Annotated in this window: 13 protein-coding genes; all 13 read left to right on the top strand. The window is 35.0% G+C overall.

What is annotated here, in order from left to right; genetic code table 11:
* Positions 1-123 precede the first annotated feature (123 nt).
* Positions 124-1,074 carry a polysaccharide deacetylase family protein gene (locus tag ABC346_RS14605; RefSeq protein ID WP_413235535.1) on the top strand — a complete coding sequence of 317 codons (951 nt, stop codon included), beginning with the start codon at positions 124-126 and terminating at the stop codon, positions 1,072-1,074.
* Positions 1,075-1,100: 26 nt separating this feature from the next.
* Positions 1,101-2,321: a M16 family metallopeptidase gene (locus tag ABC346_RS14600; protein WP_413235534.1), complete on the top strand. Its 1,221-nt coding sequence runs from the start codon at positions 1,101-1,103 to the stop codon at positions 2,319-2,321.
* A 221-nt stretch (positions 2,322-2,542) separates the two neighbouring features.
* Positions 2,543-2,788, top strand: a complete 246-nt coding sequence (locus tag ABC346_RS14595; protein WP_026133767.1) for a YlmC/YmxH family sporulation protein — start codon at positions 2,543-2,545, stop codon at positions 2,786-2,788.
* Between the two features lie 145 nt (positions 2,789-2,933).
* Positions 2,934-3,818 carry a dipicolinic acid synthetase subunit A gene (gene dpaA / locus ABC346_RS14590; RefSeq protein ID WP_413235533.1) on the top strand — a complete coding sequence of 295 codons (885 nt, stop codon included), beginning with the start codon at positions 2,934-2,936 and terminating at the stop codon, positions 3,816-3,818.
* Positions 3,815-4,405 carry a dipicolinate synthase subunit B gene (gene dpaB / locus ABC346_RS14585; protein WP_413235532.1) on the top strand — a complete coding sequence of 197 codons (591 nt, stop codon included), beginning with the start codon at positions 3,815-3,817 and terminating at the stop codon, positions 4,403-4,405. The genes dpaA and dpaB overlap by 4 nt, the downstream gene beginning before the upstream one ends.
* Positions 4,406-4,463: 58 nt before the next feature.
* On the top strand, positions 4,464-5,516 hold the full coding sequence (asd, locus tag ABC346_RS14580; RefSeq protein WP_413235531.1) for an aspartate-semialdehyde dehydrogenase: 1,053 nt from the start codon (positions 4,464-4,466) through the stop codon (positions 5,514-5,516).
* A 62-nt stretch (positions 5,517-5,578) separates the two neighbouring features.
* Positions 5,579-6,814: an aspartate kinase gene (gene dapG, locus ABC346_RS14575; RefSeq protein WP_413235530.1), complete on the top strand. Its 1,236-nt coding sequence runs from the start codon at positions 5,579-5,581 to the stop codon at positions 6,812-6,814.
* A gap of 255 nt (positions 6,815-7,069) precedes the next feature.
* Positions 7,070-7,807, top strand: coding sequence for a ClpP family protease (locus ABC346_RS14570; protein ID WP_413235529.1), 738 nt, complete (start codon positions 7,070-7,072; stop codon positions 7,805-7,807).
* Positions 7,804-8,010 carry a YlzJ-like family protein gene (locus ABC346_RS14565; RefSeq protein ID WP_413235528.1) on the top strand — a complete coding sequence of 69 codons (207 nt, stop codon included), beginning with the start codon at positions 7,804-7,806 and terminating at the stop codon, positions 8,008-8,010. The genes ABC346_RS14570 and ABC346_RS14565 overlap by 4 nt, the downstream gene beginning before the upstream one ends.
* 107 nt (positions 8,011-8,117) lie before the next feature.
* Positions 8,118-10,463 (top strand): FtsK/SpoIIIE family DNA translocase, encoded by a 2,346-nt coding sequence (locus ABC346_RS14560; protein ID WP_413235527.1) that lies wholly within the window; start codon positions 8,118-8,120, stop codon positions 10,461-10,463.
* A gap of 164 nt (positions 10,464-10,627) precedes the next feature.
* Positions 10,628-11,353, top strand: coding sequence for a GntR family transcriptional regulator (locus ABC346_RS14555; protein WP_413235526.1), 726 nt, complete (start codon positions 10,628-10,630; stop codon positions 11,351-11,353).
* Between the two features lie 379 nt (positions 11,354-11,732).
* Positions 11,733-12,290 (top strand): YkoP family protein, encoded by a 558-nt coding sequence (locus ABC346_RS14550; protein WP_413235525.1) that lies wholly within the window; start codon positions 11,733-11,735, stop codon positions 12,288-12,290.
* Between the two features lie 4 nt (positions 12,291-12,294).
* Entirely contained in the window at positions 12,295-13,401 is a 1,107-nt protein-coding gene (locus tag ABC346_RS14545) for an MGDG synthase family glycosyltransferase (protein ID WP_413235524.1), read from the top strand.
* The last annotated feature ends 25 nt before the right edge of the window (positions 13,402-13,426 follow it).

Below are 13,426 nucleotides of genomic sequence, written 5' to 3'. Positions count from 1 at the left end.
TTCTATTTTCAGTTTCTTTTTTGCATGCGTCTTGTTTTACATATGAAAGGCTAAAAAAATACATATCATAGGTTGTACATACTTGTCCTCCTTTTGCATAGACATGTAAGGGGAGGGGTTTGTATGAGAGGCTATCAAAAATTTGTAAATTTATTTGTTTTTATTATTTTAGTCTTTACTGTAATCGATCTTAACTATAATCCATTTCAGTTAAATCCGTTAGAGGTATCGATGGAAGCACCGACTTCTTCCACTGATGAACTTTATATGGAAATAGAACAAAAAAGTAAAGAATATAAAGAAGAGCCACAGAATGCCTATATAGATAATGTGTGGAAGAAAACACCAGGTAGAAATGGAAGGCAAGTGGATGTGAATGCATCATATGAAAAAATGAAAGACGAAGAAAATCGCTTTAATGATGATTTATTTGTTTTTGATGAAATTCCACCTGAAGTGTCTTTAGATGAACTACCAGCTTCTCCTATTTATCGAGGGCACCCTGAAAAGCAAATGACAGCTTTTTTAATTAATGTTTCTTGGGGAGAAGAGTATATTCCTGAAATATTACAAGTGCTAAAGAGACACGAAGTAAAGGCTACTTTTTTTATTGAAGGTAAATGGGCCAAAGAGAATTCTGAAATCGTACAAATGATTGATGAGCAGGGTCATTTAATTGGTAATCATGCATACAATCATCCCGATATGGCAACACTTTCCGAAGAGGAAGCATATGATCAAATTAATCAAACAAATCAAATTTTAAATGCGATCATTGGTGAGACACCGAAGTGGTTTGCTCCACCTAGTGGTAGCTTTAACGATAGAGTAGTACAGACCGCTGCAGATTTAAATATGGAAACGATTCTTTGGACGGTAGATACCATAGATTGGAGAAATCCATCTGTTTCTGTGATGGTCAATAGAATTAGAGAAAAAATTCATCCTGGGGCAACCGTATTGATGCATCCTACCGCTTCTAGTACGCGAGGTATAGAAGAAATGATAACGGTTATTAAAGATAAAGGATATAAAATTGGTACGATTGAAGCACTACTAAGTGAAGCTAGATAACCCTAAGGAAAATAGGAGGAAATTTTGTGATAGAAAGACATACATGTAATAATGGTCTACGAATTGTACACGAACAAATTCCAGCAGTACGCTCAGTAACAATTGGTATTTGGGTATTAACTGGATCTAGAAATGAAACCAAACTAAACAATGGAATCTCTCATTTCTTAGAGCATATGTTTTTTAAAGGGACAGCAACAAGATCCGCACAAGATATTGCTGAAGAATTTGATTCTATTGGAGGTCAAATAAATGCATTTACTTCCAAGGAATATACATGCTTCTATGCGAAAGTATTAGACACACATAAAGAATATGCTTTGGAAATATTAGCAGATATGTTTTTTAACTCTACTTTTGATCCAGAAGAAATGGAGAGAGAGAAAAAAGTTGTATTAGAAGAAATAAAAATGTATGAAGATACACCGGATGATATTGTTCATGATTTATTAGCAAAAGCAGCATATGGGACACATCCATTAGGTTATCCAATTCTAGGTACAGAAGAACAATTACTTTCTTTCGATGCAACTCAATTAAAAGAATATATTGAGCATGCTTATTCTCCAGAACGAGTGGTTATTTCTGTAGCTGGAAATGTAGATGCTTCATTTATGAAAACAATTGATTCTTCGTTTGGGAGTTACACAGGTAAATCTAATCCGACTGAAATGATTAAACCTACATTTTTGGGTGAGTCTATCGATCGTCATAAAGACACTGAACAAGCGCATCTATGCCTTGGTTATCAAGGATTAGAGCAAGGTCATCCGTTATTGTATAGTTTAACTATTATGAATAATGTTTTAGGTGGCAGCATGAGTTCGAGATTATTTCAGGATGTTCGTGAAAAGCAAGGGCTTGCTTATGCAGTATTTTCTTATCATTCCACATTTATTGATAGTGGATTACTAACTATTTATGGTGGAACAGGTAAAGAACAATTACCAGTCCTTGAAGATACGATTCAATTGACGGTGGACACTCTAATTCAAAATGGCTTAACAGATAAAGAACTTAAGAATAGTAAAGAGCAATTAAAAGGCGGCTTAATGCTAAGTCTAGAAAGTACTAATAGCCGTATGTCTCGAAATGGTAGAAATGAATTACTATTAAAAAGGCATCGTACTCTAGATGAAATGATACAGGAAATAGATGCCGTGAATCATGATACGATTCAACAAGTAATTACTGAAGTTTTTAAGGAGAAAGCGTCTCGAGCTTTAATTGCTCCTAGCATCAATTAGAATATGAGTCAATACTATAATTGCAAAATTCAGTTTAAATGCGAATGTTTTGAGGGCGGGTTCTTTTTTTATCAGTCAAATTCAACCTTTTAGGCAATGAAGAATATCTCTTTAGAATAATCGAGCATATTTCTAGTTTGTTTCGGATTTGTACTATCATGAATGCTTCTTCTGTTGCATAAGATTGATTAAAAAGTATGTGATATAGGAGTGATATTGTGGTGCGGTTTCGTGACATGAGTGATAAGGAGATAATCAATGTAAGCGAAGGAAAACGTCTCGGTGTTTTAGGACAAACAGATTTAGAGATAAATGAAGAAAACGGACAGATTGAGGCTTTTATTATCCCAAGTTATAAATGGTTTGGACTTGTTAAAGAAGGAGAAGAGACAAAGATTAACTGGAAATCCATTCGGAAAATTGGTGAAGACATGATTATGATCGATACGGAACTGATGGATTCTTAAAAATTGGCTATTTGTCACGATTGGAGTGACAATAGCCTTTTTCTTTGCATTAATCGTAGGAAAATATTCACTCTCAGCAGCTAAACACATAAGCTATAAAGAAAAATGAATAATGGAACTGGGAGTTTGGAGGTTTATAATCCTTATGAATCGATTAATAGCAGTAATTGGTGGAGATGCAAGATATTTAGAGCTTATTAAGCAATTAAAAAATGTGCCGAATAATAAGCTTCTTTTATGTGGATTTGATAAATTAGAGCAAGGATTTACAGGGTTAAATGAAGTGGAATTAGATGAACTAGATCCATCGACTTTAGATGTGGTTATATTACCGATTACAGGAACAGATCAGAATGGAAAAATCGAAACTGTGTTTACAGATAAAGAAATTCATTTAGAACCTGATTGGTTTCAACAATTGAAGAAAACGTGTGTTGTGTTTACAGGAATAACGAATGATTATTTAACAGAACAAACGAAAAATGCTGGTGTAAAACTAATTCCATTATTAGAACGTGATGATGTAGCCATTTATAATTCAATTCCAACAGCAGAAGGTGCAATTATGATGGCGTTTGAACAAACAGATCAAACGATTCATTCATCACGGGTGATGGTGGTTGGTTTTGGAAGAGTAGGAAATACTGTAGCCAATAAGTTTTCTGCATTAGGTGCACATGTATCTGTATGTGCGAGAAGTATAAGAGATTTAGCACGTATTACGGAAATGGGCTTACAAGCGATCCCATTTAATAAAATGTCAGAATATACGTCTGAGTGTGATATTTTGATTAACACAATACCTGCACTTGTTGTTAAGAAGGAATCTATACAACATTTACCAACCAATGCGGTAATTATTGATTTAGCGTCTAAGCCAGGAGGTACAGATTTTACGTATGCAAAAAGAAGAGGTATAAATGCGATATTAGCAAGAAGTCTTCCGGGAATTGTTGCTCCAAGAACCGCTGGGAAAATCTTAGCAGATGTAGTTAATCAAATATTAGATGAAGAGAGGAGCGAATCATGACTCTTAATGGTAAACGAATTGGGTTTGGGTTAACTGGTTCTCATCACACGTTTGAACACATATTTCCTAAAATTGAGGAGCTTATCTCACTGGATGCTGAAGTGGTTGCTTTTGCTACAGAAACAGTTCAATATACAGATACGAAGCACGGAAAAGCATCTGATCATATCGAGCGTTTAGAGGAAATAACAGGACATCCCGTCATTCGTACCATTCCAGAAGCAGAACCTTTTGGTCCTAATCGTCCGTTAGATGTTATGGTTGTCGCACCACTAACAGGTAACTCAATGAGTAAATTTGCACACGCTCATACAGATAACAGTGTATTAATGGCAGCAAAATCTACGTTACGAAATAATCATCCTGTTGTATTAGGCATGACTACAAACGATGCATTAGGATTAAATGCAGCTAATTTAGCTACTTTATTAAATAGCAAAAATATCTATTTCATTCCATTTGGGCAGGATAATCCTTTTAAAAAACCAAACTCATTATCTTCAAAATTAGATTTTCTAATCCCAGCAGTGGAAGAAGCTTTAAAAGGAAAACAACTTCAGCCGATAATTGTACCTTATCAAGAGTAAAGTATGTTAGAATAGTGTACTAGAGAACAGAATTAGAATGTGGAAGGGAGTCATTTTAATGACACAGGAAACAAAATATAACGTGGCAGTAGTTGGCGCGACAGGCGCTGTAGGACAGAAAATCATCGGACTATTACAAGACAAATCATTCCCAATTAACAATTTAAAATTACTCTCATCAAAACGTTCAGCTGGTTCTACTATTACAGTGAATGGAAAAGAAATTATTGTAGAAGAAGCTACACCTGAATCTTTTGAAGGAGTAGATATTGCTCTATTTTCTGCTGGAGGATCTGTATCCAAGCAACTTGCTCCAGAAGCAGTAAAAAGAGGGGCAGTAGTAGTAGATAATACGAGTGCTTACCGAATGGATCCAGATGTACCTTTAGTCGTTCCAGAGGTTAATCCAGAAGACTTAAAAAACCATCAAGGTATCATAGCAAATCCAAACTGCTCTACGATACAAATGGTAGCTGCTCTACAACCAATTAAAGAAAAGTATGGATTAAATAAACTTATTGTTTCTACCTATCAAGCAGTATCTGGTGCAGGAAATGAAGCAATCGATGAATTAAAAACACAATCACAACAACAACTTAATGGTGAGGCATTGGAAGCTAATTTACTTCCTGTAAAAGGTGATGAAAAACATTATCCGATTGCTTTTAATGCTTTACCACAAATTGATGTATTCCAAGAAAATGGATATACTTTTGAAGAAATGAAAATGATTAATGAAACGAAAAAAATCTTACATGACGATACATTACATGTAGCAGCAACATGTGTACGTCTTCCTTTTGTTACTTCTCATGCAGAGAGTGTGTATGTAGAAGTCGAGGAAGCAGGTGTGCAAGTAAAAGATATTTGGAATTTACTAGAATCAGCAGATGGAATTATCTTAGAAGATGATCCAGCGACTCAAATATATCCTACTCCGCTATCAGCTGAAGGGAAAGAAGAAGTGTTTGTTGGTCGTGTGCGTAAAGATTTAGATGAAGATAAAGGATTCCATCTCTGGGTAGTATCTGATAATCTATTAAAAGGGGCAGCTTGGAATACAGTCCAGATTGCACAAACATTAATTGAGAATCAATGGTTAAAAAAATAATCGAATTCAAAAATACAATCATCCAGTAATCAAACTTGGATAACTTATAGAGGTGTTTTAAAGTGCAAGTGATGGTCCAAAAATTTGGAGGAACTTCGGTACAATCCGCAGAAAACAGAGAGCATGTCATTCGCCATATTCGTGAGGCATTAGTTCAAGAATATAAACTCGTTGTTGTAGTATCCGCTTTAGGTAGAAAACCAGATCCTTATGCGACTGATAGTCTACTTGGACTTGTAGACTTCCCTACGAATACAAATTCTCAACGAGAACTTGACTTACTTATGTCTTGTGGAGAAGTGATTTCTTCTGTAGTTTTATCGAATGAACTTCAAAAAAACCATATTTCTGCAATTGCTTTAACTGGAGCGCAGGCAGGCTTTGTTACGAATGAAGATTTCAATCGAGCAAAAATTAAAGAAGTAAATCCTTCTAGAATTTTAAAAGAATTAGAGACACATGATGTAGTTGTTGTAGCTGGATTCCAAGGACAAAGTGAGTCTGGTGAAATAACAACCATCGGACGTGGTGGTAGTGACACTTCTGCTGCAGCTCTAGGTGTAGCTTTAGCTGCGGAACGAATTGAAATTTTCACGGACGTGGAAGGTATTATGACAGCTGATCCGCGTGTAGTAAAAAATGCAAGACCTCTTGATGTGGTAACTTATACGGAGATATGTAATTTAGCATATCAAGGGGCTAAAGTTATTCATCCACGCGCGGTAGAGATTGCGATGCAAGGTAAAATTCCGATGCGTATCCGTTCTACTTATTCCGAACAGTTAGGTACACTAGTTACTTCATCTCGAGTACATGAGCTAGGAATGGATATACCTGATCGAATGATAACCGGCATTGCACATATTTCACCAGTAACGCAAATTAAAGTTCAAACGAAAGAATCAGCTTATCGTGTTCAATCAGAAGTATTTAAAGCGATGGCGGAAGCGGGTATATCGGTTGATTTTATTAATATCTCCCCGACTGGTGTCGTCTATACGGTTCCGGACGCATTAACAATAAAAGCAATTGAGATACTAGAAATGCTAGGGTTCCATCCAGAGGTAACAGAAGGATGTGCTAAAGTATCTGCAGTAGGTGCAGGGATGAGTGGCGTACCTGGTGTTGCATCTAAAATCGTGCAGGCATTAACTGATTCTGGTGTGCAAATTCTGCAGTCCGCAGATAGTCATACCACAATTTGGGTACTCGTGCATAATGACGATTTAGTCACTGCAGTAAATGCATTACATGATGTATTTGGTCTTAGTGTTACCGAAGAACTACAGGAAAGTTAAGTGAATAGAAATAAGCAAATAACAGCTGAGCGATAGTCAGAACTAATCTGGTCGTTCAGCTATTTTTAATTTTGACGATTTTAAAGTAATAACTAGAATGCTTTAATATTTCATGACTAACAGCCTGTTGGTATACATCGACTCAGTTCGGATCGTGTGAAATATCGTTATATATTCATAAGTGATCCTACTGAAGTATGTTTTACTTGTTTGTGCTCATACTAGAGATAAGTAGTAGGAAAGGGGATTTTTAGTATGAGTTTTCATATGAACGATGATGATAACAAACCAGAAAAGGAAAAAGGTAATAATTCTTCTTCGTTGGTTGAAAAAATCCAACAGCTCGGACAAGCAAATGTTCCGCAAGCACCAGATTCGAATATTCATGTTCTATCTATTATTGGCCAGGTGGAAGGACATGTGCAGTTACCTCCTCAAAATAAAACAACAAAGTACGAACATCTGTTACCACAATTAATTGCGATTGAACAAAATCCCAAAATAGAAGGGCTTGTTATATTGCTAAATACAGTTGGTGGAGATGTAGAGGCAGGCTTGGCACTTGCTGAAATGATATCTTCCTTATCGAAACCTACAGTGTCTATTGTACTTGGAGGCGGACACTCTATAGGAGTTCCTATAGCGGTTGCTACTGATCATTCCTTTATTGTGCCAACAGCAACAATGACCATACATCCAATACGTTTAACCGGTCTAGTAATTGGTGTGCCGCAGACGTTTGAATACTTGGATAAAATGCAGGAAAGAGTCATCGAATTTGTCGTAAATCACTCAAATATTAAGGAAGACAAGTTCAAGGAATTAATGTTTGCCCAAGGCAATTTGACGCGTGACATTGGAACAAATGTGGTTGGTAAAGATGCGGTTGAGTTTGGTTTAATTAATGATGTTGGCGGAGTTAAGGAAGCGATGAACAAGTTAAATGAGCTAATTGGACCAAAACAAAAGCCAGGAGATGATGATATCTCATGATTTTATACACACCATTAAGTTATCATGATGTATTTCCAGCTGATCCAAGTTCCTATCAAGGTGTTGAAGCTCTAATGTATCAAGGAAAGACGATTTATGCTACACGTCAAGAAAATGGAAACTATCAAATAAACCAATTATTATCAACAGATCCAAATGATTACTTAAATGATGATTTTTTACCTGGAAGAATTATTAGCTGATACCGATTTTTCCCAAATCTATGCTATAATGGAAGTAGAATAACCCTTGCCGTTTTTGTGGGCAAGGGTTTGCTATTCGTAAAAGTAATAGATGTTGGGGTGAGAAAATGGCCGCGAAAAAAAGAAAGAAAAAAAGAAAAAGTTCTAAGCAAGTAAAGCGATTAAAGATAGAGTTAGTTGGCCTACTTCTTATATTTCTTGCAATATTTGGTAGCGGAGCAGCAGCATTAAGTGATGGTGCTATACCAGGATGGCTGGAGAATTTATTTCAATTCTTCTTTGGTATTTGGTACTTTATTGCATCCGTATTTCTACTTATAACTGGATTTTACCTATTAGTAAAACGTAAATTACCAGATTTCCTGCATCGTAGAATGATTGGATTCTATATTCTATTAGCTGGGGTACTAATGTTGACACATATTCAAATACTGGAGAGTTTATTAGTTACAACAGATAATACTTCCATTATAGGTATGAGTTGGACGCTATTTTTTGATTATGTAAATGGAACTGGTACATTGGTCCAAACTGGTGGAGGGATGATTGGGGCGATTCTCTTCACGTTTTCACACTATATGTTCTCCATTACGGGGTCTAAGATTGTTGTAGTATTTTGTTTATTAATTGGTGCTATTTTCCTTACAAATTTATCAATTGGAGAAGTCACTTCTAAAATATTTACTAAGGTAAAAGCTGTTAGTAATTTAGCTAAGGCAAAATGGATTCAGTATCAATCTGAAAGAAAAGAAAGGAAACAACAAGCATATATCGATGATGAAGGCAGACAAGCTGAACAAGACTCAGAAGATAATATGATGACAGAGATCGAAGTGTCGGAAAGAGAAGAACCATTTATCAATGATTTTACGGATGTAGCTTATCAAAATAATCCACCGCAAGCGACAGACAATAAAATACCAGCAAAACAAGGGAAAAGTACGAAAAATGAGCAAGGGCAATCTGATCAATTAGCCGACGATAGTAAAGATGAAGCAATGCCAATGACAGCAAGGGAGAATCATGATTACGAACTTCCTATGCCTGATTTATTAGCAGATCCATCTTATAACTCTCAACAGCAAGAAAAGTCACAAATTCAAGCTACAGTACGTAAGTTGGAAAAAACATTCACAAGCTTTGGTGTAAAGGCAAAAATTACAAAAGTACATGTTGGACCAGCTGTTACGAAATATGAAGTATATCCTGAAGCTGGGGTAAAAGTAAGTAAGATAGTTAACCTTCATGATGATATTGCACTTGCTTTAGCTGCAAAAGATATTCGTATCGAAGCACCAATTCCTGGGAAATCCGCAGTTGGGATAGAAGTTCCTAATAAAGAAATCGCAATGGTTTCTTTACGAGAAGTGTTAGATAAAACATGGTCTAATAAGACATCAAAACTTCTCTATGCACTTGGTAGGGACATTTCAGGTGAGGCAGTTGTAGGTGAATTAAATAAAATGCCTCACCTATTAATTGCAGGTGCGACCGGAAGTGGGAAAAGTGTGTGTGTAAATGGGATAATTACAAGTATTTTAATGCGTGCAAAACCACACGAAGTCAAAATGATGATGATTGATCCTAAAAAGGTAGAGCTAAACGTTTATAATGGTATTCCGCATTTGCTAGCACCAGTTGTAACAGATCCAAAGAAAGCATCGAGAGCGTTGAAAAAAGTTGTTGCTGAAATGGAGAGACGTTATGATTTGTTTTCCGAGACTGGGACAAGAAATATTGAAGGATACAACGAATATATTCGTAAGCAAAATCTTGCAGCTGAAGAACAGCAACCACATTTACCCTATATTGTTGTGCTTGTTGATGAGTTGGCAGATTTAATGATGGTAGCGTCGAATGACGTGGAAGATTCTATAACGAGATTAGCACAAATGGCCCGTGCAGCAGGAATTCATTTAATTATTGCGACGCAACGTCCTTCAGTAGATGTAATTACTGGTGTCATTAAGGCAAATATTCCGTCACGTATTGCATTTAGTGTGTCCTCTTCCACTGATTCACGTACCATTCTTGATTCTGGAGGAGCAGAGAAATTACTTGGTCGAGGCGATATGTTATTTATGCCAGTAGGTTCTTCGAAACCAACACGTGTTCAAGGTGCATTTTTATCTGATGAAGAAGTAGAACGTATCGTAAATCATTGTGTGGAGCAACAAAAAGCTTCTTATCAAGAAGAAATGATTCCAGAAGAAACAAATGAAGTAGTTGAAGAGGTTGATGACGATCTTTATGAGGATGCAGTTCAACTTATTTCAGAAATGCAAAGTGCTAGTGTATCGATGCTACAGCGTCGTTTCCGAATTGGATATACTAGAGCTGCAAGACTGATTGATGCTATGGAAGACAGAGGAATAGTAGGGCCATATGAAGGTAGTAAACCAAGGGCAGTCTTGGTGCCTAAACCTACAGAAGAACAAACCACTTCTTCGTAAAGATATTCATGGTGATCCTTATTCTAGTGGTATCATGAATAAGGATCACATTTTGATGAAATTTACCAAAGTATTAGGGATTTATTTCTTTTGAGAAGAATGGTAATATAAATTTTAGTATGCAAGAAAACGATTTCGTAGTAGGCAGCAGTGGAGGTGAATAGATGTCTATTCGTGCGGATGCAAGACATTTATATTTGCAAGTAATTGATGAAATTCGAAAAGAAATTGATAATGGCGTTTACCTTGAGAATGAAAAGCTCCCTTCGGAATATGAATTGTCAAAACATTTAGGTGTTTCAAGAGCAACTTTACGAGAGGCACTTCGTATTTTAGAAGAAGATAATGTAGTAACTAGGAGACACGGTGTAGGAACTTTTGTAAACCCGAAGCCGATTTTTTCATCAGGGATAGAAGAATTAACGAGTGTTACACAGATGATTGAACGTTCTGGAAAAGTAGCAGGTACACAATATTTATCTGCAGAAGTTGTTCAAGCAACTGATGAAGATCGCTTGAAATTTAACAATCAGTCATTAACATCATTATCTAAAATTGAACGTGTTCGTACGGCTGATAATGATCCAGTAGTCTTTTGTATTGATAAGATTCCTACCGATTTGATTCCGATCGAAGTATTACGTGATGAATCGTCTATTTTTAATGTGTTTGAATCCTATACAAAAAAACGTGTTGCATATGCGGTTACATATATTGAACCAGTAAGTTATCATGACCGGATTTATAGTATTTTAAATTATGCTTCTGATCAACCATTACTTTTATTAAAGCAAGTGCATTATACGAGTGACGATGAGCCGGTTCTGTACTCATCCAATTATTTTCGATCAGATACATTTAGCTTTTATGTTTTAAGAAAACGAGTTTAATAAAAAAAGGTGATTTTCGTGTAATTACGAAAATCACCTTTTTTTAATGTAATTATTTTTAAGCACTATCCTATCTTAATATTTCAATAGGATTAAAAAAGAAAAAATCTAAATAAGAAATGACAAAAGGCTAAGGTTAGACTCTTGAATATCTTAATGATGAATCAAACAGCACAACATTCATAATTAATACCTTTATGAAATTGATCCAGATATAGTATAAATTAAATTTATTGAAAAACATACGATTAAAATACATTTAAATAGTAAAAAATAACAATCATATAAAATAAAATTCATGTTTGGTAGCATTGTTACTGGTAAATGATCGTAAGGGACAAGTTACATATTTTTACAAACCTATTGTAGGGAGAACCTAATGAGAAATTATTTATTAGATATCTGGAATATAATTGATCCAATATATTGCACATGTTCAAGATTACATAACGTTTCTGAAAATAATCAAAGTAATAGTAATAATACTTTGTTTCGCGTTCGGCTAACTAATTACCAAGGATATGACGTAGTTTTGCAAGATGGCACCATTATTCGGAAACACGATCTATTAATAAAAATTCACCTTCATAATGTAAAGATACTAAATAAAATGCGACAAACAGATAACCAATTTAAAAAGGCTATATATATTTACCACGAAATAAAACGTGCATTACCTGTATTGGCAAATTATATAAGCTTTCATGAAAAAAGTAATGAAATTAAGGGGATCATTGGGATTACTTCATTGTCTAAAGGAGCGAATAAGTTAGGGTTCGAAGTATTTGACATTAAAAATAATTATTATCGTACGTATAAAAAATATGCAATCTCTCCAATGCATTTTATTGCAAATACAAGTATAAAAGACCCCGTCTATTTATTAATGTCTAAGAAAAATTTAATGAACAATTACCATTCTACTAGATGGAGCTGAGCATATGAAATGTAATAATAAGGCTTTATTTCTACCTTTTATGCAAATTCCTACAGGTCATCATCATGTAGCGGAAGCTTTAATGGACGAACTTACTAAGAGTGATCATACTATTCAATCTGAAAAAGTAGATATTCTTGCATACAGCTATGGAAAGTTAGAAAGGTTAGTTTCAAATACGTATCTATTATGGATAAGGTATATTCCAAGGACGTATAATTGGATGTACCGTCAAGTAGCTAATAGCAAATTAACGAATAATAGAAAATTTTTATTTGAGTTTTTGTTTCGCTCTTTTTTTAAGCGACTAATGAAAGAAACCAAACCTGATATTCTTTTTTGTACTCATGCACTCCCTTCTTATCTGGCAGGGCAATTAAAAAGTACGCATCAGCTTCGTGCTATTATCGTAAACGTCTATACGGATTATTTTGTTAATAATATATGGGGGATAGATGGTATTGATTATCATATTGTTCCTTCTGTACACGTAAAGTTTCATTTAATGCGTAAAGGAGTGAAGGAACAAAACATATTTGTAACCGGAATACCAGTACATGCAGCATTTTACCCAAAATTGATTACTTTTCAAGCCAATAAGATAAATATATTGGTAACTGGAGGAAGTCTCGGAGTAGGAGATATAGAAGAATTGCTACCACACTATTCTTCATATAAAAATCTGCATTATTATGTTTTATGCGGAAAAAATAAACGTTTGTATGACACATTAAAGAAAAAGGGAAATATAAGGATTACGCCTATGCCTTATATTAATAGTAAACAGGAAATGAATCGGATTTACGATAAAGTAGATGCTGTACTTACAAAACCTGGAGGTGTCACTGTAAGTGAATGTTTGAAAAAGAAGAAAGTCATATTTATTAGTAATTCCTTACCCGGCCAAGAGAGAATAAATTTAGATCAATTAAAGTGTTTAGGGTTAGTTATTCCAATCAATCTACATAACCAATCCGTCGAAAATCAGATTGTGAGCTTTTTCTCTAACAAAGCAAGACGTAGCAAATATCAAGCTAACTTGGATAGATATCATAGTAGTTTAGAGAAAAGATCAATGATAGAAATATTAGATTTGATTATAAAAAAATAATGTTTTTTAATTTAGATCACCCTAG

The sequence above is a fragment of the Oceanobacillus phoenicis genome (assembly GCF_047238145.1).
In the GTDB taxonomy this organism is placed as follows: Bacteria; Bacillota; Bacilli; order Bacillales; family Amphibacillaceae; genus Oceanobacillus.
The sequence above is the reverse complement of the archived record's forward strand: the minus strand, read 5'-3'. Positions and strand labels throughout refer to the sequence as shown.